The sequence below is a fragment of the Flavobacterium sp. RSP46 genome, assembly GCF_003984825.1.
Lineage (GTDB): Bacteria > Bacteroidota > Bacteroidia > Flavobacteriales > Flavobacteriaceae > Flavobacterium.
Genome location: NZ_RYDM01000005.1, coordinates 166,078 through 191,355, shown reverse-complemented (window position 1 = coordinate 191,355; position 25,278 = coordinate 166,078). Strand labels below are relative to the sequence as shown.

The window sequence follows — 25,278 nt, the reverse complement described above, 5'->3', positions numbered from 1 at the left end:
CAGGATTTAAGTTTTTAGAAAACAATCTGTTTTACTTTTTGTCATGTACTTAACTAAATGATCCTAAAAAAAACGGCGTTTAAAGGAACTGTAAACGCCGTTTGATTTTATATAAAAGAAATTAGTTATCGAATTGCGTTTATATATTCCTCGATTTTACCGGTACCATTTTCAGTTAAATGCTGAATGAAAGCGCTTCCTATAATTGCTCCTTTGGCAAATTGAGTGGCTTGATTAAAGGTTTCCTTGTTATTGATGCCAAAACCTACTACTTGAGGGTTTTTCAGATTCATCTTGGTAATGCGTTTGAAATAGTCTTCTTGAACGCTTCCAAAACCGGATTGTGATCCTGTAACGCTCGCGGAACTTACCATGTAAATAAATGCATCAGATACACTGTCAATAAAGTTGATGCGCTCGTCAGAAGTTTGTGGTGTAATTAAGAATATATTTTTCAATCCGTATTTCTCGAAAGTTAATTTATATTCATCTGCATAGACATCAACCGGAAGATCGGGAATGATTAACCCGTCAATGCCAATCTCCGCACATTTCTGGCAGAAATTCTCGATTCCGTATTGTAACATTGGGTTGAAATACCCCATAATCACTAAAGGAATAGATACTGTTTTACGAATGTCTTTTAATTGGTAAAACAAAACTTGTGTCGTCATTCCGTTGTGCAATGCTTGTGTGGAACTAGCTTGAATCGTTGGTCCATCAGCCAATGGATCACTGAACGGCAATCCTATTTCAATCATATCCACCCCGCTTTTTTCTAAATCCTGGATGATTTGTACGGTATCGTTAAGGTTGGGATATCCTGCCGAGAAATAGATGGAAAGGATCTTCTTAGTGTCTTGTAGTTTTTGATTTATTCGGTTCATTGTCGTATTTTTTTATTCTATTTTAGGATCTTTTTTACCTTGGAGTTTTAATTGGAATGTTTAGATAGCGGCGCTGTACGCCCAAGCTTTTTGGTCGGATTGCAAATGCACTTCAACACGTTTGTAATGCAATCCTTCGTACAAATCCGTTTGGCGAAGTTCTTGTGAAGAAACGGAATACACCATTCCGTTGATGGTGTCTTCCGGTTTTTGGGTTTCTGTAATAATGGGGTAGTGCACTAATCCAAATTCTTCTTCAATTTGGATTTCTTTTATGATGTAACCAATTAGTGTTTGAGGCGTTCCCTCAAGAATACGTCCAAAAAGATCTTTTTGTATGTCCACATTTTGTAAGCTGCCGTAAGCGAATAATTTTTCCATAGTTTCTATTTTTAAAATGTGAATTGAACGTCATTTTTATGTTGTTGGGTTTGCGTTAAGGATTACTTCACTAAACTCTTATTTTTTATTGGAGTTCAGTGAACTTCGTTTGCAGTGAAAATCCTTTTTCGTCTCGTTTTTTAACGAGATAAAAAAGAGTGCAGTGAAAATCCTGACCTCGCAGTAACGTTAGTGGAAGCGAGGGAACGCCCCTAAATAATTTCGGGATAAACCCTAAAAAAATGAGGGTCAAATCAACTATAATTTAAAATAATCAATATAAGTATTCAAATCCTTATCGCCACGACCGGAAAGATTGATGACAACAATATCATCTGCTTTGAATTTCATTTGGTCGAGAACGGCAAAGGCATGTGCACTTTCGATAGCGGGGATCAGTCCTTCCATTTGGGATAATTTTAACCCCCATTGCATGGCTTGATCATCCGTTATGGAGATGAATTGTGCTCTGCCAGTAGCGAATAAATTAGCGTGCATAGGACCTACGCCTGGATAATCCAATCCTGCCGAGATGGAATATGGCTCGGTGATTTGACCATCAGGAGTTTGCATCAACAAGGTTTTACTACCGTGAATAACGCCTACTTTCCCTAATGCCGATGTAGCAGCACTTTCGCCTGAATCGACTCCTAATCCTGCTGCTTCGACCGCAATAATAGTCACGTCTTCATTATCCAGAAAATGATAATAGGCTCCGGCAGCATTGCTACCACCACCTACACAGGCAATCACATAGTCAGGGTTTTCACGACCTTCTTTTTCCAATAATTGTTCTTTAATTTCCTTAGAAATAACACTTTGGAAACGCGCCACCATATCCGGATAAGGGTGTGGTCCTACGACGGATCCAATGATATAATAGGTGTCTACAGGATTGTTAATCCAGTCGCGAATGGCTTCGTTTGTGGCATCTTTTAAGGTTTTTGATCCTGAAAGCGCCGGACGCACTTCGGCACCCAACATTTTCATACGAGCTACATTTGGCGCTTGACGTTTGATGTCAATTTCACCCATATACACGATGCATTCCAGTCCCATTAACGCACAAACAGTTGCTGTTGCTACGCCATGTTGCCCGGCACCGGTTTCGGCAATGATACGTTTTTTACCCAAACGTTTGGCTAATAAAATTTGTCCAATGGTGTTGTTCACTTTATGCGCGCCAGTATGACATAAATCTTCTCTTTTTAGGTAGATTTTAGTGTTGTATTGTTCTGATAACCGTTTTGCAAAATAAAGAGGCGTAGGGCGACCAACATACTCTTTAAGCAAGGCATCAAATTCAGCCTGAAATTCAGGCTCAGCTGTAATTTTTAAATAATTTTGACGTAATTCTTCCACATTTGGATATAACATTTCAGGAATGAAGGCGCCTCCAAATTCTCCGTAATAGCCTTTTTCGTTAACGTTGTATGACATAGTTTTATTTTTTTATTTTATTATCTGTAGAGACGTACTGCAGTGCGTCTTTACACAATTGTATGTTTTTTAAACCGGGTTCTATCTCAAATTTACTGTTTACATCAATGGCGTAAAGCGGTAAATTGGTTTTCGAAATTTCATTTATAGCGCTCATTTCATCAATTCCGATTCCACCACTCAAGAAAAACGGTTTGCTTGAGGGATACTTTTCTAATACTTTCCAATTGAATGTGATTCCGTTGCCTCCGGGTAATTTTCCTTTGGTATCAAAAAGAAAATAATCACAAACGGTTTCAAACGGTTTTAGTTCCTCAAAATCAAAAGAATCATCAACAGAGAATACTTTTATAATATCAATTTTACGATCAATTTTATTTTTTAATTCCTGGCAAAAGGCAACGGATTCGTGACCGTGCAATTGAATGGCCTGCAAATCGTGTTTATTGGTTTTCGCCAAAATAACTTCGGTCCTTTCATTGACAAAAACTCCTACTTTTTTAATTGATTTTGGTAAATTTGGAATCACACCATCAAAATATCGAGCCGATTTCTCCCAGAATATAAATCCCATATAATCGGGTAGGAACGACCCTATTTCGATTATATTATCGGGATATTTCATGCCGCAAATTTTTATCCCCACCCCAGCCCACCTCGAAGAGGAGGGAGTCGAAGCGTCTTGATGGTCTGTTTGTTTTTTCATTTCCAGTTTTTTTTTTAATTCAATCCTTTTAGAGTTTTGAACCTTAACAGGGTTGTTTTATAGTTGGCTGATAAATTCGGTTGCAGCTTTACCTGCATTATCAGTTTTCATAAAGTTTTCTCCAATCAGGAATCCTTTATATCCGAATGGTTTTAATTCCTTAATCGCTTCAACTGATGAAATCCCACTTTCGGAAATTTTTACAAAATCATTTGGGATTTGCGCTGCTAATTGCTTGCTGAAATCCAAACTCACTTCGAATGTTTTTAGATTGCGATTGTTTACACCAATCATATCTAAGGTAGGCATAATCGATTTTTCCAGTTCCTCTTGATTGTGTACCTCCAGTAAAACTTCTAGTCCTAAACTTTTGGCAAATTCAGACAAGGATTTGATTTCTTCTCTGGTTAAAATTGCTGCGATAAGTAGAATTAAATCGGCTCCGTATGCTTTGGCTTCCAATATTTGATAGTCATCAACAATGAATTCTTTTCTCAATAATGGTATATTTACTGTGGCTCTTGCCAAAAGTAAATCGTCTAACGAACCACCAAAATATTTTCCATCTGTCAACACCGAAATCCCGCAAGCACCTGCATTTTCATATCCTTTGGTTACTTCTTCAACAGTAAAACTATAATTTATTGCTGCTTTGGAAGGCGAACGGCGTTTGTGCTCCGCAATAATTCCGGATGTACTGTTTCGTAAATTATCACTCAAAGAAATAGTTTTTTTTTCAAAGAAAACGGAAGCTTCCAATTGTGAAACAGGTATGATAGATTTCTTGAGAATGACTTCTCTTTTTTTGTCAACTATGATTTTATCTAAAATATTCATTTATTTTTTTGTTTAAAGTTTTCTTTGTTCAAGGTTTAAAGTTGTTCGAAATGCAAACAACTTTAAACCTTGAACTTCAAACTATTTTTATTTACTTAAATCTTTCAATTTCTTCAAAGCTACAAGTCCTTTACCGGATAATAAACTTTCTTTCGCTATTTGAAATCCTTCTAAAGGAGAACATTTTGTAACAGTCGCAATTGCCATGGCCGCATTGGCACAAATCACATTATTTTGTGCTTCAGTTCCTTTTCCGGAAATGATATCAGTAAACATTTGAGCAGATTGTTCTATAGTTTTCCCTCCTTCGATTTCGCTTTGCAGCAAAAGGCGAACACCAAAATCTTCCGGATTTATCATGCCTTCCATGGAGCTGGTAATCGTTTTTGTAGGTCCCGTCAAGGACACTTCATCATAGCCGTCAAGCGAATGCAGGATGGTAAAGTTCACATCAGTATTTTGATATAAATACGCATACATTCTGGCCATTTCTAAATTAAACACTCCTACTAATTGATTTTTAGGAAATGATGGATTTACCATGGGACCCAGCATGTTGAAGAATGTTTTAACCGCCAGTTCTTTTCGAATAGGTCCTACGTTTTTCATCGCTGGATGAAATAATGGAGCATGTAGAATACAAATTCCCGCTTTATCAATACTTTTTTCTAAGAAATCAGAATCGTTGCTGAATTTGATTCCTAGTTTCTCCATTACATTACTCGAGCCAGAAATAGAGGATACTCCGTAATTACCATGTTTAGCTACTCTTATTCCGGCTCCGGCAACTACAAAAGAAGCCAGAGTTGAAATATTGAATGTGTCTTTCCCGTCACCACCAGTGCCACATAAATCAATGGTATTGTAGGCGGATAAATCCACACGAATGCACAGTTCTAATAATGCTTCACGAAAACCGGCTAACTCTTCAATGCTGATGCTTCGCATCATATACACGGTAAGGAAAGCAGCTATCTGACTGGTGTTGTAACTTCCGTAGGAGATATTAACTAATACGTTTTTTGCTTCTTCTTTCGAAAGCATTTCGTGGTTGATTAATCGGTTTAATATATTTTTCATTTTTATATATGTCTTAAAGTTGAAAGTCTTAAAGTCTTAAAGTCTTTCGACTTTGTGATATTTGACTTTATGACTAATTTTTAACCCAATTCTCCAATATCTTTTTCCCATTTGGAGTCAACACACTTTCGGGATGAAATTGTACACCACGGACATCGTATGTTTTGTGGCGCAATGACATTACCTGCCCGTTTTCATCAAAGGAAGTTGCCTCTAGAACATCCGGTAAATTGGCATTAACTACCCAGGAATGGTACCGCCCTACTTCAAATTCCTTTCCTAACCCTTCAAATAAAAGCTCATCATCAACAACAGTTTTTACATTAGTGGCCACACCGTGGTAGACTTTTTCTAAATTAGAAAGTGACCCACCGTAGACTTCACCTATTGCTTGTTGGCCTAAACATACCCCAAAAATACTTTTTGTAGGGCCATATTTTTGAATCACTGCTTTGAGTAACCCCGCTTCATCCGGAATTCCGGGTCCCGGCGAAAGAAGAATTTTATCGAAAACGGCAATTTCATCAATATCAAATTCATCGTTTCTATAAACGGTTACTTCGCAATCTAAATCTTCCAGATAATGCACTAAATTGTAAGTGAAACTATCGTAATTATCTATAACTAGTATTTTTTTCATTTTCCTCCCCCAACCCCTCCGAAGGAGGGGAGTACCTATTGGGGTAAATAGGTTTTTTAATTGTTATTTTTATTTACAACTTCATAAGTTGCTAATTTTTTTACATTTGGCTCCCTTTCCTTCCCTTCCCTTCGGGGAGGGTTGGGGAGGGGATTTATATTGTTTCTGCTAAATCCAAAGCGGCATTTAAGGCCCTCAATTTATTATATACTTCCTGCATTTCGCTTTCTTCATCTGAACTGGCTACAATTCCGGCGCCGGCTTGAGAATGCAATTGATGGTTTTTACTAAGGAAAGTCCGAATCATAATCGCATGATTAAAATTGCCTTCAAAATCCATAAAACCTATAGCACCACCATAAAAATTACGATTTGTTTTTTCATACTCCTCAATCAGTTGCATGGCTCTGTGTTTGGGAGCGCCACTCAATGTTCCAGCTGGAAAAGTATCGGCTACAACCTGCATTGTAGAAGCTTTTTCATGTAAATGTCCGGTTACTTTTGAAACTAAGTGAATGACATGTGAGAAAAACTGCACCTCCCTGTATTTCTCTACATTCACATTATGACCGTTGCGGCTCAAATCATTTCGGGCTAAATCCACCAACATCACATGTTCACTATTTTCTTTTTTATCAATGGATAGCTCTTTGGCAAGAATGGCATCTTTTTCATCATCTCCCGTTCTTTTAAAAGTTCCTGCAATAGGATGAATTTCAGCTTTACGGTCTTTAACAATAATTTGGGCTTCGGGCGAAGAACCAAATATTTTGAAATCACCGTAATCAAAAAAGAATAAATAAGGCGAAGGATTAATGCTTCTCAATGCTCTATATACATTGAATTCATCGCCCTTGAACCCTTGTGTAAATCGTCTGGACAAAACCAATTGGAACACATCACCTCTAAAGCAATGTTTTTTGGCTGAAGCCACATTATGTTTGAATTCTTCGTCGGTTAAATTTGAAAATCCTTCTCCTTGTTTCGAAAATTTATAAGAAGCAATATTTCGGGATTGTAATAATTGTTCAATTTCTGAAATGTTATTTTTACCATCTAAACTATGACAAAAAATATAGGCCTCATTCTTGAAATGATTAATAGCAATTATGTTTTGGTACACGGCATAATACACATCAGGAATGGTATTGCTATTTTCTTTTTTGGCAATAGACACTTTTTCAAAGTAACGAACAGCATCGTACGAAATATATCCAAAAAGTCCATTATTGATGAATTTAAAATCGTTTTTCTCGGATTTGAATTGACCTGAAAATTCTTGAATTACTTGCGGGATATTGGTGTTGGCATCAATTTCAATTTTCTCAAAACTCCCATCAGGAAATGTTTTGTAGATGATTTCATTTTCTATTTTTATGGAAGCAATCGGATTACAACAAATGTAGGAGAAACTATTGTCATTACCATGATAGTCGCTGCTTTCCAGTAGTAAACTATTTGGGAATTTATCACGAATTTTGAGATATACGCTGACAGGAGTTATCGTATCTGCCAGGATTTGTTTGTATTTGGTATTTAATATCAAAGTTTTCATTATGTTTTTATTATTTGATAGCAACAGGATGTATCCTGTGCGTTCTAATTTATAATTTGAAACAAAAAAAGGCCTGTCGTGATGACAAGCCTTTTATATTTATAGTTTTAATAATACTATAGGAGCTTAGTTCACGACGACTGACGTAAATTGTTCCACCACCAAGTATTGTTTAAAATTGTTTTCATGTTACAAAGATAGAAATGAAATTTGATTTTTCAAAAACATTAGGCGTTAAATAAGTTGAAAGGTAAAGTTTTTTTGTTAAATAAATATGCAGGCTAGAATTATTAAAAATAAAACCCCAACAATTGCTTGTTGGGGTTTGAAAACAAAATGTACTGAAATTTAGAATTTCAAAGCAACAGCTAAAGTAAATTCGTCTGAGATTGCTTTGTCTCCAAGGTTGTCAAAGAAACTTCCGGAACCGTATTTGATATCATATTTTGTTCTATCAATTATTACAGTACTTGAAGCTGTATTTGCGGTTGTGGTTAAATCAAAAGTAACTGGTTTCGTAATTCCTTTAATTGTTAAATCTCCAGTTATTGTATACACATTAGGCGCTTTAGTTACTAGTTTTTTGAATACTAGAGTTGCTGTTGCAAATTTTTCAGTTCCAAAAAAATCTTCTGATTTCAAGTGGCCTTCTAATTTTTCTTTGCCTTGACCTGCTTTTAAATCTGTTGCCAAAAGTGAGCTCATGTCTACGTTGAAGGTACCGCCAACTAATTTTTTTCCTTTAAAAACTAATGCGCCATCTTTCAGGTTGATTGTTCCTTCATGTTGTCCCGTTACTTTTTTTCCTGTCCAGTTGATGGTGCTTTTTGCAACATCAACTTTTTTAGTTTGGGCTGTTACAGATACCGCAGATAAAACTACTACTAATGCTAATGCGATTGATTTGAATTTTTTCATGTGTTTGAGTGTTTAAATTTGAATTTGATTAATAATTATAATGTGATAAATAATTCTTCGTTTGATTTTCTAACTTTTTTGTTGTGTTGTGTTGCATCTTCCTCGTGTCTGTAGCCAATAGTTGCTATTAAAGTGGCATTTAATCCTAATTTGTCCAGACCTAATATTTCATTAACCTCGGAGGGAACAAAACCTTCCATAGGTGTAGCATCAATTTTAAGTTCAGCAGCGGCGTTCAATAAATTTCCTAAAGCTAAATACGTTTGTTTTGCCGTCCAGATATTTCGCATTTCTTCGGAAAGTGACGTAATGTTTTTGATTACCAGCTCTTGATATCCCTTCATACTTTCTAAAGGAATTTGTCTGGTTTCACTGGTGTTTTTAAAATAATTATCGATTCCAGTTGTGCCAAAGTTAATTTCATTAGCAAAGATAATTAAGTGTGATGCCTCTACAATTTGTGATTGTCCCCAGGCCGATGGTCTAATTTTAGCTCTTAATTCAGGATTTTCAACAATTATGACTTTGTAAGGTTGCAATCCGTAGGAAGAAGAACTTAAACGGATTGCTTCTTTTAGAATGTTTAAATCTTCATTGGATATTTTCTTGGTGGCGTCAAATTTTTTGGTGGCGTATCTCCAATTTTGGTGATCTAAAAAGGTGTTCATATTGTATATACTATTTATTGGTTTCTGTATTTTTCTAATAATTGATTTAATTGAATGATTTCCTCTGCACTCAAATTTTTTGAGAAAAACCGTTCGTGCGCTATAACTTTAGGATCTAATACTGCTAGAACATCTAATCCTTTTTGTGTAATCAGAACTTCTATTTTACGTCTGTTTTCAGGACACACTTTTCGAGTGACAAACTCTTTCAATAGTAGTTTGTCAACTAATCGGGTGGTGTTGCTGGTCTTGGCTAACATTCGCTCCTGAATAGCCCACATATTTGCAGGATTTCCTTTTTGCCCTCTTAATATTCGAAGTACATTGTATTGTTCTCCTGATATTTCGTAAGGTTTTAATAATTCATTAAAGTTTTCTGTAATTACATTTTGTGTGTACAACACATTAAGGATAATTTTTTTTGAATTATCCATTGGTATAGTTGTTTTTAAAATTTCTTCAATTTTCATATTTGTATATATGTAATTTGTTGGTACAAATGTAACACTTTTTATAGTTGTATATACAAATGTTTATTTTTTTTGTTAATTATTTTTTAAGTGCTATACAGGATACTGGTTTGTGCAAATAAAAATAAGGCAAACACTAGCCGCACCCAGCGCATAATATGCCAATTTGTAAATAATGTTTTCATTTTTTGTCTCTAAAAAAGGAATCTGAATTTAGTTCTTTATTTTTTTGATAGCGTACTTTTCGTCATAAGCAGTCACTTCCTGTAATGTTTCGGTTGTAATTTCCTTTTTACTCACAAGTAGTACATCGGCAAAATTACTGCTGATGCTTACATTTAAAACACCGTTAATTGCCAGTAGTTTTTCTATAAGTTTTTCCATACAGTCGCTATCTGTAATGCCTTCCAGCTCATATAAATTCACAACAACCTGACTGTTTTTTTTTAATTCGATAAACAACTCTGAATTTGCTCTTGGTGCAATTGAATCTTTAGACACATCTATTTTCAAAAAGTCAAAAGCACCTTTGAAAATCAGCTCATATTCTTCTTTGTTTCCGCCAAAAGGAGGTCCGGATTCAAACGTTCTATTGAATAATAATCCCGCCAGAATTCCTTCTTCAGCCAAGAGTTGATGCATTTTCCAAACGTATTTCTGGCGCATTGTAGGAGGCAAAGCGCAGAAAAAAGTTTGCTCAATAATCAAATCATACTTTCCCTGATGTGCAAAGAAATCGCCTAAAACAATCTTAATAGAAGGGTTGTTTTTAAATTTTTCTTTTAAAGCTCTAACAGGTGTTAGAGCAATATCAATAACGGTAACATTTGTAAATCCATGCTCCAGAAGATATTCCGCTTCGTAGCTGTTGCCACAACCGGGAATCAAAACACGACTGTTTTTAGTAATTATAGTATTGATATACCTTTGTAAGGGCGGAGATACTTGGCCTAAATCCCAACCGGTTGTTTTGGTTTTGTATTGTGTTTCCCAATAGGCTTGGTCCAGCGGTTCGTTGTTAGAAATGACACAACATTTTAGATGCTCCATAATTTTATTTTTTTGAAATAGCCATTACTTTGAAACAGCCGTTGTCATTGAAATTATTTTTATTTCAAAATTTTGCTTTGGCAAACGAAATCTGTTTTAGGAGCAGTCGTTTTTGCAATAGCATTAAAACCGCCTTCAATTTCAGTAAAATTTCTAAAACCCCGCGCTTCCAGTATTGAAGCCGCAATCATACTGCGGTATCCACCGGCACAATGCAGGTAAAAATGGGCTTTAGGATTTATGTCTTTGATCCATTCATTAATAGCTGCTAATGGCTTGCTGTAGGACTCCTCAACATGCTCTGCGGAGTATTCACTTTCTTTCCGAATGTCGATTACTTTGCTTTGGCCAATTTTTACTTCCTTGGCAAATTGTTCTGCAGTAATTCTATGTACGGTATCCATTTCTTTTCCTGCTTTTGCCCAGGTATCAAAACCACCAGCCAGATGCCCCATTAAGTTGTCAAAACCCACACGGCTCAAACGCGTAACGGTTTCTTCCTCTTGTCCCGGTTCACAAACAATCAGGATGGGTTGTTGCACATTGGCAATTAAAGTGCCTACCCAAGGAGCAAAATCACCATCGATACCAATGTTTATGGATTGCGGAATAAATCCTTTGGCAAATTCCCCATTTTTCCGAGTGTCCAATAATAAAGCTCCGGTTTCTTCAGCGGCTACTTCAAATTCAGAAGGGGAAAGCGCACGCATTCCCAGATTCAAAACGTTTTCAAAACTTTCATATCCTTTTTTGTTCATTGCCACATTCATACCAAAATAAGCTGGCGGAGGCAATAAACCTTCGGTGACTTCATGAACAAATTCAGCTTCCGTCATATTCGCACGCAACGCATAATTGGTCGCTTTTTGGTCGCCAATGGTCGAAACGGTTTCCTTGCTCATGTTTTTTCCACAGGCACTTCCTGCACCGTGAGCAGGATATACGATGACGTCGTCTGCCAAGGTCATAATCTTTGTTCGTAAAGAATGAAATAAAGTTGTGGCCAGCTGTTCCTGGGTCATGTGTGCCGCTTTTTGGGCTAAATCCGGTCTTCCCACATCACCAATGAACAAGGTGTCACCGGAGAAAATGGCATGGTTTTTTCCGTTTTCGTTTATCAATAAAAAAGTGGTGCTTTCCATGGTATGTCCCGGCGTGTGTAGTACTTTTATTTTGATGTTTCCAATGCTGAATTCCTGTCCGTCATTTGCAGAAATGCATTCAAATTCACATGTTGCATTTGGGCCATAAACGATAGGAACACCAGTTTGACGGCTTAAATCTATGTGACCGGAAACAAAATCAGCGTGAAAATGAGTTTCAAAAATGTATTTTAATTGCACACCATCTCGTTCTAATCGATCCAGATAGGGCTGGGTTTCCCGTAACGGGTCAATAATGGCTGCTTCTCCATTTGATGTGATATAATAGGCGCCTTGTGCTAAACATCCGGTATATATTTGTTCGATTTGCATGATTGCGTTTTTTTAATTTATTGGTATAAATGTACTTCTGTTTTTTAGGATAAACGGTAACAATTGCTACATTCTGTTTTTTTAATTCAGGAGAAATTCTTTGATAATAATATACATTCCCATAGCTAACACAAACCAACCAAAAGCCGGCTTTAGTTTTGCGCCATCGATTTTTTTAGATAAATAGGTGCCAATGAACAGTCCCAGGATGGCAATTGCCGAAATGGTAAAAAGCAGTCTGAAATTGATGCTGATACCGTTTAACACATCGCCGCCAAAACCAATTAACGAAGTAATAAAGATAATCAATAAAGAGGTGCCAATAGCTTGTTTCATAGGTAAATTTGCAAAGAAAAGCAATGCTGGAATAATCAAAAAACCACCACCGGCACCTAGAAAACCAGTGAGAAAACCTACTAATAGTCCAATGAGGGCTATCTTGCTGAAATTGTCTTTTTGAAGAGTTTTTTTTGGTATTGCCTTTTTGATCATCGATACGGATGTGGCTATCATAAGACACGCAAACACAATGAGAATCAAAAGATTTTTTGACACTTCAAAATGGTGTAGTGTAAAAATAACGGACGGAATTTTTGGTAACACAATTTCTCGTACAAAAAGTAAAGAGAGGAGAGAAGGAATCGCAAAGGCAAGTGCTGGTTTTATTTTTAAATTACCAAGTTTGTACTGGCTGTAGCTCCCAATCATAGCTGTTATTCCGACTATAAATAACGAATAACTGGTGGCTAATTCCGGATTGATATTAAAGAGATATACCAGTATGGGAACGGCAAGTATGGATCCGCCACCGCCAATTAAACCCAAAGAAAGACCAATAATAATAGAAGCAAAATAGCCTAAATATTCCATCGTAACATTTTTTTGAAGCTCTGATTTTAAAAATAGTTGCACAAAAACACCGCTTCAGTGCGTAAATTTTATTTTAACAGTTCAATGTTATTGCGGTGTAAGGCCACTATGCCGCGTTGCTCCATTTTTTTTAACAAACGCGAAATTACTTCTCTTGAGGTATTGAGCTCTGAAGCGATTTCTTGATGGGAGAGTTTCAATTCTTTACAACCACACACATCGGCATGGCGTTTTAGATAAAATTCCAATCGCTCATCCATCGCCCGGAAAGCAATGCTGTCAATGACTTCGAGAATCTCCTCAAAACGACTTCTGTAGGTATCAATTACAAATTCATACCAGCTGCGGTGTTGCATCATCCACTTGTCCATCAAGAGTAAGGGCAAGAGGATTAGTTCGACATCTTCAACGACTTTAGCCATGATTTGGCTTTTTTCATTTTTGGTGGCACATATCATTGAAATGGCACAAGCCTGACCGGGTTGCAAATAATACATGAAAAACTCTCCTCCATTTTCATCTTCGCGATAGACCTTAATTTTTCCACGGATTACCAATACAGTATTTTTTATGTACTGTCCGGTGCGCATGATGACATCACCAGTTTTGAAAGATTGTATCGCAGCATTTGCATCCACATCTTTGACTAGTTCAGTAGAAAAGGAAGGAAATATTTTTTTTATGGAATCAAGCATTTTTATTTTTTTCTATATTCTGCCTTGTAAAAGTAGTGTAAATAACTCAAAAAACAGACCGTTTTTCAGACTATAACAGTGTACAAACCTTTGATTTATGGCTTGTTGTCTATGGATTTAATAGACTATTTTTAATAAGAATTCAAGCCTTAGTTTTAGTTTGTTGATGTTTAATGTTTTGCGAAAACGATTTTTCAATAAAAATATCTAATTAACAATTGTTACGTTTATTGTTTGGTAAAAACGTTGTATTTTTACAAAAAACATCATTATGAATTTAACACAAGAAGATTGGATTTCTCAATTTGAAGCGGATGAAAATGCAGTAATTCTAGACGTGAGAACCGAAGATGAATTTAGCGAAGGCTATATTGCCAATGCCATCAATATTGACATTCACAGCGGCCAGGATTTTGTAACTGAAATAGAAGCTTTGGACAAAAACAAAAAGTATTATGTGTATTGTCGATCCGGAATGCGAAGTGCAAAAGCATGCGAAATAATGAATCAGCTTGGTTTTGAAAACGCCTACAACTTAATAGGCGGAATTATAGAATGGGATGGAGAAGTAGTAGCTCCATAAAACGCAAAGAGGGTAACACCTCTTTTTAGTATTTAAATTACAGGTTTTACTACTTTTTGTGTGGGTTTAATTAGAAATCACACTACTTAGGGAATCCCTTTTTTGCCATTAAGCTTAATTAACGTAATGTTTTAATGCTGGTATTATTAAGTCTTTATTTTGCAAATCAGTATAGAGTGCAATGCATACCGATTTCGTGGCAGAGCCAAATTATAAATATAATATCTATTTTTATGAATGTAGTACCAGAAGAATTTCAAATTAGCACTTTATTAAATCAAGATACGTACTTAATTGATGGAGAATTAAAAAAATGGAACGGTCAGACAACTCCTGTTTTTTCAACAATTTCGTCTACGGATGAATATGGTCCAACTATTTTAGGCTCTATCCCGTCTATGGGGGAAACGGAAGCTCTAGAAGCGGTAAATGCAGCCAATGCAGCGTATAATAACGGTCAAGGATTATGGCCTACGATGAAAGTGGCGGATCGGATAAAGTGTATGGAAAACTTTGTTACTCAAATGAAAACGACCCGTAAAGAAGTAGTTAAACTATTGATGTGGGAAATAGGAAAATCATTGAGTGATTCTGAAAAAGAATTTGACAGAACTGTAGAATATATATATGATACTATTGACAGTTTAAAAGAATTGAACAGCCGTAGTGCTCATTTTTCTAAAGTTCAGGGAGTAAACGCTATGGTTCGTAGAGGACCGCTTGGAGTTGTTTTATGCCTTGGGCCTTATAATTATCCGTTGAATGAGACTTTTTCGTTACTCATTCCGGCATTGATCATGGGGAACCCGGTAATTTTTAAACCGGCAAAACATGGTGTGCTGTTGATCTCCCCTTTATTAGAAGCTTTTAGAAGCAGTTTCCCAAAAGGAGCCATCAATATTGTATACGGTCGCGGACGTGAAGTGGCTTCGCCAATAATGAAATCCGGTAAAGTAGCTATTTTGGCTTTGATAGGAAACAGTACCTCAGCGATTGCATTACAAGACCAGCATCCTAATAAAAACAGATTGCGTTTGATCCTAGGTTTAGAGGCGAAAAACCCTGCGATAGTTCTTCCGGATGCTGATTTAGACTTGGCCATCCAAGAGTGTATTGCCGGTTCTTTATCGTTCAATGGACAGCGTTGTACGGCTTTGAAAGTATTGTATGTGCATGAGTCTATTGTTGAGGAGTTCAATACGCGTTTTGCTGCCAAAGTGGATGCATTAGTTTTTGGAAATCCGTGGGATGCCTCCGTGTTTCTGACGCCTTTACCAGAAAAAGAAAAACCAGCTTACATTCAGGAATTGATTGATGATGCTACTAGTAAAGGAGCTGCTATAATTAATGAAAAGGGAGGACAACATTATTCTAATTACATCTTTCCAGCGGTTTTATTTCCAGTAAATAAAGAAATGCGTGTGTATCACGAAGAGCAATTTGGTCCTGTGGTGCCTATTATTTCTTTCAAAGACATTCAGGAACCTTTGAATGATATGGCCGAATCGAATTATGGGCAACAAGTAAGTTTGTTTGGAAAAGACATTCAAACTATTGCACCACTTATTGATGCTTTGGTGAATTTAGTGTGCAGAGTAAACCTGAATAGTTCTTGCCAAAGAGGTCCGGATGTTCTCCCGTTTACAGGACGAAAAGATTCAGCAGTAGGAACATTGAGTATTCATGATGCGCTGCGCTCGTTCTCAATTAGAACCTTTGTAGCATCTAAAGACAATGCCTATAACAATGCTATTTTACAGGAATTATTGAGCAGTAAAGAATCTAATTTTATTAATACCGATTATATTTTATAATCTTTTATAATCAAAAAAAGCCGTTTTTTTTTGGACTTAACATTCCTCTTTGAAATATATTTTAGAATTTTAAACGACATATTTCAAAACATCGCGTGCTAATAGCGCCATAAAATAGTAGAGTCTATAGAATTAATACCCGATGGACAAATCCTTATTTAGGTGAAATTATCTAAAAAGTTTAAAAAGAAACTTTATCTTTATACTCTTGTCGAGGTGTAATTATTAACTAAATATTTACTTACATGAAAAATCTAATCCTTTTTTGTTTACTGTTAGCTTGCTTTGGGTTCGAAAGTTGTAAAAAAAATCAAAATCTTAACGCTACAGATGCTGCCCGAACCCAAGCTGAAAAGCCAATAAACGTTCAGTGTTATAAAGCTTTGTTTGAAAAAGATACCATTGATTTAGAAATCAGCACTTTGCAAAACGGAAAAATTACAGGAAACATGGTGATGAAGATTTTTAACATGCCCAAAAAAACTGGAAAAATCAACGGCGAATTCCGAGGCGATACATTATTTGCTGACTACTCGTTTATTCAAGGAACTTATGATAAAATAACGTATAAAAATCCATTGGCAATGTTAAAGAAAGGGAACGAACTCATTTTAGGTAATGGAAAAATCGAAACTTATTTAGGAGCTTCTTATTTTGTGAAAGGAGTACCTATAGATTTTGATAATGTGAAATATAAATTTATAAGTGTTGATTGTGTTGGTGAAAAATAATTAATTCAACAGCCTAAAAAGTATTTCTTAAAATATCAAAAGGGCAATTCCTGCAAACAAGATTTAAATAATATAAGTATCTCTTAATCAAAGTGGTAAAGAGATACTTATGTTATGTTATGTTATTTTTGTAAGGATATAAGTTTTTCGGCAATTTTTAGAAGATCTGTTTCGTTTATTTCAGGTAATGGTGCCAAAGGATACAATTGTTGTCCGGGACGTGCCGTAAAGGCACCTCTCCAACCTGCCCAAATTGCACCTGCAATATCCCAACCATGAGCTGCAACCATCAAACATTCGTTGGGTTTAACTCCCATTTTTTGCGCTGCCCAATTATACACAGCAGTATCTGGTTTGTATTTGCCTACTTCTTCAACACTTAAAATTTGATCAAAAAATGCCGTTAAGCCCGCATTTTTAAATTGAGTTTCAACGCCTTTGGTTGATGAATTTGTTAAGGCAACTAATGTATAACCAGCATTTCTTAATGCTGCTAACGCTTCTTTTACTTCGGGATGAGGTGGTAAAGAGGTTATACTGCTTACGGCTACTTTAGCTTCCGCTTCTGTTAAAAGAATACCTTGATTCGCAGCTACCATTCTTAAAGCAGCAGCTCCAATAGTACCAAAATCTGTATACTGACCACCAACTGTTGTTACTAAAGAATAGTGCAACATGGTAGTAAACCAAAGGGCAGTTAAATCTTCTCGATTTCCTAAGGCTTGACCAATACTTTTTTTTATGGCTCCTAAATCCAATAAGGTTTCATTTACATCAAAGAATACTACTTTTGGTGCTGTCATAATTTTTAATTTAGTTTTATATGGGCTTTCATTTTGTTCGATAATAAAAGAAGCCAAATGGATCACTTTTTAATCGAAATTATATTTTTTTGTCGGGTTTTATCTGATCAATAGTAAGTAACAATCATTGTGTAATGGCATGTTTTAAAATTAGACAAAAGGAAGTAATAAATTGATTTTAAAATACTATTTTTAAGTATTTCTTTGAGAGATCTTTTGTTTTAGTTCTTCTTTTTTGAACCACTTATGATTCTAGAAATCAATCCTTGTTGGTTCGTGAATTCAGAAAAGAAAATACTCGCCAAGTGAATTACGATGAAGGTCAATAAATAATAAATGGATAGGACATGTATATCTTCCATTGATTCCTTTCTGTTTTCTGGACCCAAAACAATGATTAAACCGGTGATTAGTGAAATTGCCACGCAAGCATAAAAAACTAAATACGTCCAATAGTGAATTTTTTCTTTAAATGCTAATCCTTTGGAAAAGGGATTGGAGAATTTCATCTGTCCAAAAAAGGGAAGCGCCAATCGGATGCTGTACAGCCCTACTAACGCATAACCAATATATATGTGCCAATCCCACATGGGTTTTCTTATTTTTTTAGCAAGCAAAATAAGCTGATCCTGGGATAGGGATTGATCTGTGGTTGAAAGATATTCTTGCATGATCAGTGCGACATTATTTTTGTTCATCCAGGTCATTCTAAGAAATATAGTAATAAGCATTAGCGTCATGCAAATGGCTATTGACCAGTGCATGATTCGGTAAATGGTGGAGTAATTTCTGGATTTCATGATTTATCAGAATTGGGTTGTTATGGTTTAGGAGTCAGTTTTAATTGCGATACAATTTCAGAAAGAATTTAGTTTAAATTAATTCAGAGTACACGGATATAATGAAAGGCGATGAAGAATGGTTTTAGAAAAACAGCAACGATACTATCCTATTTTTACCAGCCAATAAATCGTTCTTTCTTTAAAGTGCTGTAAAATGATCACTTTTAGGAAAAATACTCAAGGCTTCAATCGCAATTTCTGGAGTAGGAGAGGCTAGTTTGCGAAGTTTGAGATCCATCCAAGCGCCATCAACTGTTATAGTTGCACATAATTTGTTGTCCTCATTTATAAACTCATGCACAATGGACCAACGGGAAGCATCCGCATTTACTTTTGAAGTTTTGGTGCGCAAAAAAATTTTGTCAGAAAGCTTTATTTCTTTTCTAAAAACACATTCTTCCCTAAAAAGAATAGGGCCAAAGCCTTGCAACTGCATCACCTTAATGGTCAAACCAAGACTTTCCAGAATTTCGATACGATGTTGTGCGCCAAAGTCATAATAGGCACTGTGCCGAACATGAAAATTAGGGTCAAGATCTGACCAGCGAAAAGATAATTCTTTGCTAAATGAAGTCATTGTTTTTTTTTATAGATGTTTCCAAGATTTGATACCAAGGAAGTATTGTGTTTTTTTGAAACTCAAAAGTACGACAAAAAGCAAGTAGGAAGCTAATGAAATTATAAATTAGATCCATTTGTTGGAGTATATTTTTAGCACTACTAAAAATATTGAATAGCGAAGCCTAATTTATAAAAAATTCTATTAAATAAAAAAGCCCTTCAGAAAATCCAAAGGGCTGATGCTTGCTGCGTAATTTATTTTTTTGATTCTTCTACAGAAACTTTTCTAAACTCTTTTAATAGTTTTTCTAGTTCCAAAGTTGATTTACGAGCTCTTGGTCCGGCAGCTTTGACACCTTTCTCAGTTAGTGACTCAGATTCTGTTTTGAATGTTTCGAATTCAGCGTTGATTTTTGCAACTAAATCTTTCATAATAGTACTGTATTAAATTAAGGCGCTAAAATAGAATTTTGATTTTTAGATTGGGATGTTTTGAGTTTTAAATTAACATTAGAAAACCATTATTTTATTGTATGTGTCAGAAATATCTTTTTTTATAAATACTGAATAAAATTACGTCCGCTTTTTTTAATTATTCAATAAATAAGAAGTGAGATCTCAGTATTCCTGAGATCAAGAATGACAACTTCGGTTATAATGACAACTTCTCTGTGATGTCATATTGTCAGATTTTTTTACGCCAATTTTAACATAAACTGACAATTCATTAGTCCCTTTTGTATTGGCACAAAGATTGACTTATCGACTTCGAGTCATTAAAACTAGTATACAATAAAATTAAATATATTTAAAATGGGTAAAATAATCGGAATTGATTTAGGTACGACCAACTCTTGTGTTTCTGTAATGGAAGGTAATGAAGCTGTTGTTATTCCTAATGCAGAAGGAAAAAGAACAACACCATCTATCATCGCTTTTGTTGAAGGTGGAGAGATTAAAGTAGGAGATCCTGCTAAAAGACAAGCGGTAACTAATCCAACTAAGACTATTGCTTCTATCAAACGTTTCATGGGACATTCTTTCGGCGAAATTACAGCTGAAGCAAAAAGAGTTTCGTACAAAGTAGTAAAAGGAGACAACAATACACCACGTGTGGATATTGATGGCCGTTTATACTCTGCACAAGAATTGTCAGCAATGACACTTCAAAAAATGAAAAAAACAGCAGAAGACTATTTAGGTCAAACTGTTACTGAAGCAGTTATTACTGTTCCTGCTTACTTTAATGATGCACAACGTCAAGCTACGAAAGAAGCGGGTGAAATTGCAGGTCTTAAAGTAATGCGTATCATCAACGAACCTACAGCTGCAGCTCTTGCTTACGGTTTGGATAAAAAAGGTAAAGATCAAAAAATTGCTGTTTACGATTTAGGTGGTGGTACTTTTGATATTTCGGTTCTTGAATTAGGAGACGGAGTTTTTGAAGTATTGTCTACAAATGGAGATACTCACTTAGGTGGAGACGATTTTGACCACGAAATTATTGACTGGTTAGCTGCTGATTTCTTAACGGAAGAAGGGATTGACTTACGTCTTGACCCAATGTCATTACAACGTTTGAAAGAAGCTGCGGAGAAAGCAAAAATTGAATTGTCTTCTTCTGCTGAAACTGAAATCAACTTGCCTTACGTAACCGCTACAGCTTCAGGACCAAAACACTTAGTGAAAAAATTGACAAGAGCTAAATTTGAGCAATTGACTGATTCATTAGTAAAACGTTCTATGGCACCAGTGGCTAAAGCGCTAAAAGATGCAGGTTTATCTGTTTCTGATATTGACGAAGTGATTCTTGTAGGAGGTTCTACTCGTATGCCAAGAATTGCTGAAGAGGTTGAAAAATTCTTTGGTAAAAAAGCGTCTAAAGGAGTTAACCCTGATGAAGTTGTTGCCATTGGAGCAGCTATTCAAGGTGGAGTTCTTTCTGGAGATGTAAAAGATGTATTGTTACTTGACGTTACACCTTTGTCTTTAGGTATCGAAACTATGGGTGGTGTTATGACAACTCTTATTGAGTCTAATACAACTATCCCAACTAAAAAATCTCAAGTTTTCTCTACAGCAGCAGATTCTCAACCAACAGTTGAACTACACGTTCTTCAAGGAGCAAGAGCTATGGCTGCTGATAACAAAACAATTGGTCGTTTTAACTTAGACGGTATTCCACCAGCACCGAGAGGGGTTCCACAAATTGAAGTGACTTTTGATATTGATGCTAATGGTATCATCAAAGTTTCTGCAACGGACAAAGGAACAGGAAAATCTCACGATATTCGTATCGAAGCTTCTTCTGGATTAACATCTGAAGAAATCGAAAGAATGAAACAAGATGCTGAAGCTAACGCAGAATCTGACAAAATCGCTAGATCAAGAGCTGAAAAATTGAACGAAGCAGATGGAATGATTTTTCAAACTGAAACGCAATTGAAAGAACTTGGTGCTAAATTATCTGATGATAATAAAGTAGCTGTAGAATACGCATTGACTGAATTGAGAATGGCGCACCAATCTCAAGATATTCCTGCAATTCAAACGGCTCTTGACAACATCAATGCGGCATGGAAAAAAGCAACTGAAGCAATGTATGCTGAAGGAGAACAAGGTCAAGCAGCATCTAAACCAGAAGGTGAAGCAGCTCAAGGTGACAATGTTGAAGACGTTGAATTTGAAGAAGTAAAATAATTATTTCTCGTAGAGACGCGATTTATTGCGTCTCTATTATTGATTTAGAAAACCGTTCGCCTTTGGTGAACGGTTTTTTTATGGACATTGATTTTAATTTTATTCTCCTTTTTACCACGAAATATTCTTGTAATAACTAAAGTATGAGGAAATGTTATGGCAGCCAAAAAAGAAAAAAATAAAGTATTGAATAGTTGTTCTTCTTTAAATGTAAAATACAAAAGTGCCATTTCTACTAGTGAAACCAACCAATAAACGCCTGCTACAGGGCAATATGCAATAAAATTGCTTACGAAACAAGAACCATTTGAAAACTTTATTTGGTTAATTATAGAAGGAATACTGTGCCACAAGACAAAATAAATGGCAAAACCCCAGATCAGACTCGAGAATTTAAAAAGGATAGCAAATAGTACTAAATAAAAGAGTTCTAGGCGTTTTTTTTGATTTCCAATACAAATAAACACTGATAGCTATAAATAAGGCACCTGAAATCTGTAAGGATAGCCAAATGTATAGAATAGGAATACTGATTTTTGTGATGTTTAATATAATGTTTTGTACCTCCTCAGAGTGAAAAGTAAACAGCAACACTAAAATAAAGAATCCATAAGAGAATTGGAATAGTACTTTGGCGAGGTTGTATTTACCGATTGTGTAGCGCTATGGGACTTCATTTTCGGACTTGCTTATTTTGAATTGTGTATGAAATCAGGTTAGGAAAAGCTTCAAAATTAGCTGTTGCTACAGGTGGAGAAATTCAAAAAGCATACAGAATATTGTGCTGGTTTGTACTTGTAGGCTGGTCAATATATCCATTAGGATACATGAAACAAAAAACCCGACCTATTTTTTAAATAAGTCGGGTATTTAATTCTATCATTATTGTTATTTATCACGTATAGACGTACTGCCGTGCGTTTCTACAAGATACATTACATTAAAGTCACATTTAACAAAAAAAGGGAAAATGTTGTTTGAACATTTTCCCTTTTTAATTTATTATTTAGGATCTAAAGCTTCTCCTATTCTGGAAATTAAATCGAGAACATGGTATTTGCTCATTCGATCTGACATTCTAGAAGTAGATAATTTCAATTCATTTTTTAAACTATTCAGTTGACCTCTAGCAATAGATGGTAAATCCGTTTGCGCCAGATTGACTTTTCTGGTGGTGAAACCATAAGTAACTCCTACCGGAACAGATCTAACGCTTGCCGTACCTGGTTTTAGTAATTCAATCATCTTGTCTACATACAATTTTTGGATGTTTCTGCGGTAGATGTCAATAGAATTTTTATTTTTCAGTTCAGAGAAAATTCCTTTGTTCAAATCGTTCATTAATTCATCTACAGAATAGTTGTCTTTACTCACCGAGGAGGTTTCTAAAAGGCGTACCATTCGGTCTCCGGCTAATAAGCTGTTTAAGGTGGCATCCTGCATTCCTTTGATTGCTTCGACACCATTTTCCGGGTTAATTTTTGAAAGAATATCTTGATTCAACAACCATTTTGGCGTGGTGAATAACTGGGTATTCAAGAATGCTACAGCATCTTTCTGGATGCTTTTTGGTACTACTTCAAATTGATTGCCAGTCATGTCATACGTTTTTGGACTATCATATATTCCACCTACATTTTTAGTTACATGACCCATATACCTTCTAAACTGACCGGTAAGTGCGCCATAAAGTTCGTCCAGTTCAGTATAACTTTCACCATCTTCTTTAGACCATTCTAGTAAATTGGGTAAAATTCTTTTTAGATTTTTAATACCATATTCAGAGGCTCTCATAGCATTGTCACCAATATCTTCCGTTTGATATCTTGGATCATAAGGACTGGTTTCAGACCCAAACCATAAACGACGGTTCTTGTAGGCTTCCTTAGTCATTTCATTCAAAAAAGCTTTCTCTTCTGCTTCCGTTTTCGTGTCTTCAAAGTAAGAGTATCCCCACTTAATAGCCCATTTGTCATAGTCTCCAATTCTAGGAAATAAACTAGTCACACCATCTTCTGGTTGTGCAACATAATTAAAACGCGCATAATCCATTATAGATGAAGTATGTCCGTTTTGCTCTTGGTAGTCTTTATCTCTTAGTTTTTCAACAGGAGTGGCAGAGCTGGCTCCCATATTGTGGCGCAAGCCTAATGTATGTCCTACTTCATGCGAAGACACGAAACGAATGAGTTCTCCCATTAATTTATCGTCAAATTTCTTAGCTCTAGCCGCCGGATCTACAGCCGCAGTTTGAATCAAATACCAATTTCTCAAAAGACTCATGATATTGTGGTACCAACCAATGTGGCTCTCCAGAATCTCACCACTTCTTGGATCATGAACATTTGGTCCATACGCGTTTTGAATTTCAGCAGCGAAATATCTCAATACAGAAAAACGAGCATCTTCTAAACTCATAGTTGGATCGTTCTCTGGCCAATATTCTCCACGAATGGCATTTTTCCAACCTGCATTTTCAAAGGCAATTTGCCAATCATCAATTCCTTGTTTGATGAATTTTTTCCATTTTTCTGGTGTAGCCGGGTCAATGTAATATACAATAGGTTTCAAAGGCTCTATCAATTCTCCATTTTTTTGTTTTTGAGCATCTTCGGCAGATTTAGGTTCTAAACGCCATCTGACAGCAAATACTTTGGTGTCGGACTTTTGGGATTCTTCCTCAAAAACACCGTATTGATTGGCAAAATATCCTACACGTGCATCAAATTCTCTTTTGCGCATGGGAGTTTTTGGCAATAAAATCATGGATGTATTTATTTCCACAGTGAGTACACCAGCATCTAGAGCCGAAGGTAAATCAACTCCAATTTTTGGCGTTGGTGTTGTATTGATTTTTGGTGGTGTAGTGGTAAATGTTTTTACACTTCTTATTTCAGTATTGATAGGAAAACTACTTATTTTTGAAATAAATGATTTGTCTTTTTGAAATGTTTGAATGTTTAATAATTGTTTCTTAATTGGATCTAATGAAAAAGTTTGAACATCAGCATCGAATGTTGTAGATAAATCGACAACATAGCCCGTTATTTTTCCGGAATCATCTTTTTTGTATGCAAGTACATCATAATTACCAATAATTGGATCCGAAGTGGAGTTTTTAACTGCTTTAGCCATTGGTTTGTCTTCATCTGGAGACATAATGACATAAGTGATTGATCTCAACAATATATTGTTGTTCAGTCCTTTTTCCCAACGAACGACTTGTCTGTTGATTTCTTCTCCGCCAAAAATTCCTCCTCCGGCAGGAGTCTTAGAATATCGGGTTATGGTCATCATTTCACTCCCTAATAGAGAATCAGGAATTTCAAAAAGATACTTATTGTCTATTTTATGAACATCAATTAATCCTTTTTGAGTAACGGCACTAGTATCAATTACTTTTTTATAGGGTTTAGGTTCTTTTTTGGCATCAGCTACTTTGGTGTCAACTGCTGTAACGGCATTTTTATCTGCTTTTTTCTTTTTCTTACTTTGGGCAAATGTTCCCTGGACGGAAAAAAACAGCAGACATACAATAATTAGGGTTAGTTTTTTTTTTAGCATTTAGTTAA

General features: G+C 35.8%; 25 protein-coding genes and 1 pseudogene. 5 read left to right on the top strand and 21 right to left on the bottom strand.

What is annotated here, in order from left to right; all coding sequences use genetic code 11:
- Window positions 1-125: 125 nt before the first annotated feature.
- From trpA to EKM01_RS10185, 15 genes are all read right to left on the bottom strand, one after another.
- Window positions 126-887, bottom strand: a complete 762-nt coding sequence (trpA, locus tag EKM01_RS10255; RefSeq protein WP_126576371.1) for a tryptophan synthase subunit alpha — start codon at window positions 885-887, stop codon at window positions 126-128.
- 60 nt (window positions 888-947) lie between these two features.
- Window positions 948-1,268, bottom strand: coding sequence for a gamma-glutamylcyclotransferase family protein (locus EKM01_RS10250; RefSeq protein ID WP_126576370.1), 321 nt, complete (start codon window positions 1,266-1,268; stop codon window positions 948-950).
- 258 nt (window positions 1,269-1,526) lie between these two features.
- Window positions 1,527-2,708: a tryptophan synthase subunit beta gene (trpB, locus tag EKM01_RS10245; RefSeq protein ID WP_126463038.1), complete on the bottom strand. Its 1,182-nt coding sequence runs from the start codon at window positions 2,706-2,708 to the stop codon at window positions 1,527-1,529.
- A 4-nt stretch (window positions 2,709-2,712) separates the two neighbouring features.
- Entirely contained in the window at window positions 2,713-3,414 is a 702-nt protein-coding gene (locus EKM01_RS10240) for a phosphoribosylanthranilate isomerase (RefSeq protein ID WP_370274308.1), read from the bottom strand.
- A 57-nt stretch (window positions 3,415-3,471) separates the two neighbouring features.
- Complete coding sequence (gene trpC, locus EKM01_RS10235; RefSeq protein WP_126463036.1) at window positions 3,472-4,251, bottom strand: indole-3-glycerol phosphate synthase TrpC; 780 nt, start codon at window positions 4,249-4,251, stop codon at window positions 3,472-3,474.
- Window positions 4,252-4,338: 87 nt separating this feature from the next.
- Window positions 4,339-5,331: an anthranilate phosphoribosyltransferase gene (trpD, locus tag EKM01_RS10230; protein ID WP_126553557.1), complete on the bottom strand. Its 993-nt coding sequence runs from the start codon at window positions 5,329-5,331 to the stop codon at window positions 4,339-4,341.
- 73 nt (window positions 5,332-5,404) lie between these two features.
- Window positions 5,405-5,971: an aminodeoxychorismate/anthranilate synthase component II gene (locus tag EKM01_RS10225; protein WP_126463032.1), complete on the bottom strand. Its 567-nt coding sequence runs from the start codon at window positions 5,969-5,971 to the stop codon at window positions 5,405-5,407.
- 154 nt (window positions 5,972-6,125) lie between these two features.
- Entirely contained in the window at window positions 6,126-7,526 is a 1,401-nt protein-coding gene (locus EKM01_RS10220) for an anthranilate synthase component I family protein (RefSeq protein ID WP_126768200.1), read from the bottom strand.
- 348 nt (window positions 7,527-7,874) lie between these two features.
- Window positions 7,875-8,444 carry a YceI family protein gene (locus EKM01_RS10215; RefSeq protein WP_126768197.1) on the bottom strand — a complete coding sequence of 190 codons (570 nt, stop codon included), beginning with the start codon at window positions 8,442-8,444 and terminating at the stop codon, window positions 7,875-7,877.
- 35 nt (window positions 8,445-8,479) lie between these two features.
- On the bottom strand, window positions 8,480-9,112 hold the full coding sequence (locus EKM01_RS10210; protein ID WP_126562960.1) for an NAD(P)H-dependent oxidoreductase: 633 nt from the start codon (window positions 9,110-9,112) through the stop codon (window positions 8,480-8,482).
- A 14-nt stretch (window positions 9,113-9,126) separates the two neighbouring features.
- Window positions 9,127-9,582, bottom strand: coding sequence for a MarR family winged helix-turn-helix transcriptional regulator (locus tag EKM01_RS10205; protein ID WP_126768194.1), 456 nt, complete (start codon window positions 9,580-9,582; stop codon window positions 9,127-9,129).
- A gap of 213 nt (window positions 9,583-9,795) precedes the next feature.
- Window positions 9,796-10,632, bottom strand: a complete 837-nt coding sequence (locus EKM01_RS10200) for a methyltransferase domain-containing protein (RefSeq protein WP_126562959.1) — start codon at window positions 10,630-10,632, stop codon at window positions 9,796-9,798.
- Between the two features lie 59 nt (window positions 10,633-10,691).
- Window positions 10,692-12,107 carry a rhodanese-like domain-containing protein gene (locus tag EKM01_RS10195; protein ID WP_126768191.1) on the bottom strand — a complete coding sequence of 472 codons (1,416 nt, stop codon included), beginning with the start codon at window positions 12,105-12,107 and terminating at the stop codon, window positions 10,692-10,694.
- 81 nt (window positions 12,108-12,188) lie between these two features.
- Window positions 12,189-12,977, bottom strand: a complete 789-nt coding sequence (locus EKM01_RS10190; protein WP_126463018.1) for a sulfite exporter TauE/SafE family protein — start codon at window positions 12,975-12,977, stop codon at window positions 12,189-12,191.
- Window positions 12,978-13,045: 68 nt separating this feature from the next.
- Window positions 13,046-13,672 carry a Crp/Fnr family transcriptional regulator gene (locus tag EKM01_RS10185; protein WP_126463016.1) on the bottom strand — a complete coding sequence of 209 codons (627 nt, stop codon included), beginning with the start codon at window positions 13,670-13,672 and terminating at the stop codon, window positions 13,046-13,048.
- 271 nt (window positions 13,673-13,943) lie between these two features.
- Here EKM01_RS10185 and EKM01_RS10180 point away from each other — a divergent pair, with 271 nt between their 5' ends.
- The 3 genes from EKM01_RS10180 to EKM01_RS10170 all read left to right on the top strand — a co-directional run bounded on the left by EKM01_RS10180 (window position 13,944) and on the right by EKM01_RS10170 (window position 16,800).
- Window positions 13,944-14,255, top strand: coding sequence for a rhodanese-like domain-containing protein (locus tag EKM01_RS10180; RefSeq protein WP_126463014.1), 312 nt, complete (start codon window positions 13,944-13,946; stop codon window positions 14,253-14,255).
- Window positions 14,256-14,488: 233 nt separating this feature from the next.
- Window positions 14,489-16,069 (top strand): NADP-dependent glyceraldehyde-3-phosphate dehydrogenase, encoded by a 1,581-nt coding sequence (locus tag EKM01_RS10175; RefSeq protein WP_126768189.1) that lies wholly within the window; start codon window positions 14,489-14,491, stop codon window positions 16,067-16,069.
- 245 nt (window positions 16,070-16,314) lie between these two features.
- Window positions 16,315-16,800 (top strand): hypothetical protein, encoded by a 486-nt coding sequence (locus EKM01_RS10170; RefSeq protein WP_126463010.1) that lies wholly within the window; start codon window positions 16,315-16,317, stop codon window positions 16,798-16,800.
- 122 nt (window positions 16,801-16,922) lie between these two features.
- Here EKM01_RS10170 and EKM01_RS10165 read toward each other — a convergent pair whose 3' ends face one another.
- The 4 genes from EKM01_RS10165 to EKM01_RS10150 all read right to left on the bottom strand — a co-directional run bounded on the left by EKM01_RS10165 (window position 16,923) and on the right by EKM01_RS10150 (window position 19,438).
- A complete protein-coding gene (locus tag EKM01_RS10165; protein WP_126463008.1) occupies window positions 16,923-17,603 on the bottom strand; it encodes a haloacid dehalogenase type II in 681 nt (226 codons plus the stop codon).
- A 221-nt stretch (window positions 17,604-17,824) separates the two neighbouring features.
- Window positions 17,825-18,403, bottom strand: coding sequence for a cytochrome b/b6 domain-containing protein (locus tag EKM01_RS10160; protein ID WP_126562957.1), 579 nt, complete (start codon window positions 18,401-18,403; stop codon window positions 17,825-17,827).
- A gap of 181 nt (window positions 18,404-18,584) precedes the next feature.
- Window positions 18,585-19,022, bottom strand: coding sequence for a thioesterase family protein (locus tag EKM01_RS10155; protein ID WP_126463004.1), 438 nt, complete (start codon window positions 19,020-19,022; stop codon window positions 18,585-18,587).
- A gap of 239 nt (window positions 19,023-19,261) precedes the next feature.
- A complete protein-coding gene (locus tag EKM01_RS10150) occupies window positions 19,262-19,438 on the bottom strand; it encodes a histone H1 (RefSeq protein ID WP_126452532.1) in 177 nt (58 codons plus the stop codon).
- Window positions 19,439-19,819: 381 nt separating this feature from the next.
- Between EKM01_RS10150 and dnaK the strand changes: the two genes are divergently transcribed.
- Window positions 19,820-21,706: a molecular chaperone DnaK gene (dnaK, locus tag EKM01_RS10145; protein ID WP_126452530.1), complete on the top strand. Its 1,887-nt coding sequence runs from the start codon at window positions 19,820-19,822 to the stop codon at window positions 21,704-21,706.
- A gap of 44 nt (window positions 21,707-21,750) precedes the next feature.
- Here the strand turns inward: dnaK and EKM01_RS14995 are convergent, their stop codons facing one another.
- On the bottom strand, window positions 21,751-22,173 hold the full coding sequence (locus EKM01_RS14995) for a Brp/Blh family beta-carotene 15,15'-dioxygenase (protein ID WP_126463003.1): 423 nt from the start codon (window positions 22,171-22,173) through the stop codon (window positions 21,751-21,753).
- A gap of 160 nt (window positions 22,174-22,333) precedes the next feature.
- Here EKM01_RS14995 and EKM01_RS14830 point away from each other — a divergent pair.
- A pseudogene (locus tag EKM01_RS14830) lies at window positions 22,334-22,536 on the top strand (bacteriorhodopsin); the annotation flags it as partial.
- A 172-nt stretch (window positions 22,537-22,708) separates the two neighbouring features.
- On the opposite strand, the gene EKM01_RS10130 reads toward EKM01_RS14830, so the two are convergent.
- Entirely contained in the window at window positions 22,709-25,270 is a 2,562-nt protein-coding gene (locus EKM01_RS10130) for a zinc-dependent metalloprotease (protein ID WP_199749425.1), read from the bottom strand.
- Window positions 25,271-25,278 lie beyond the last annotated feature (8 nt).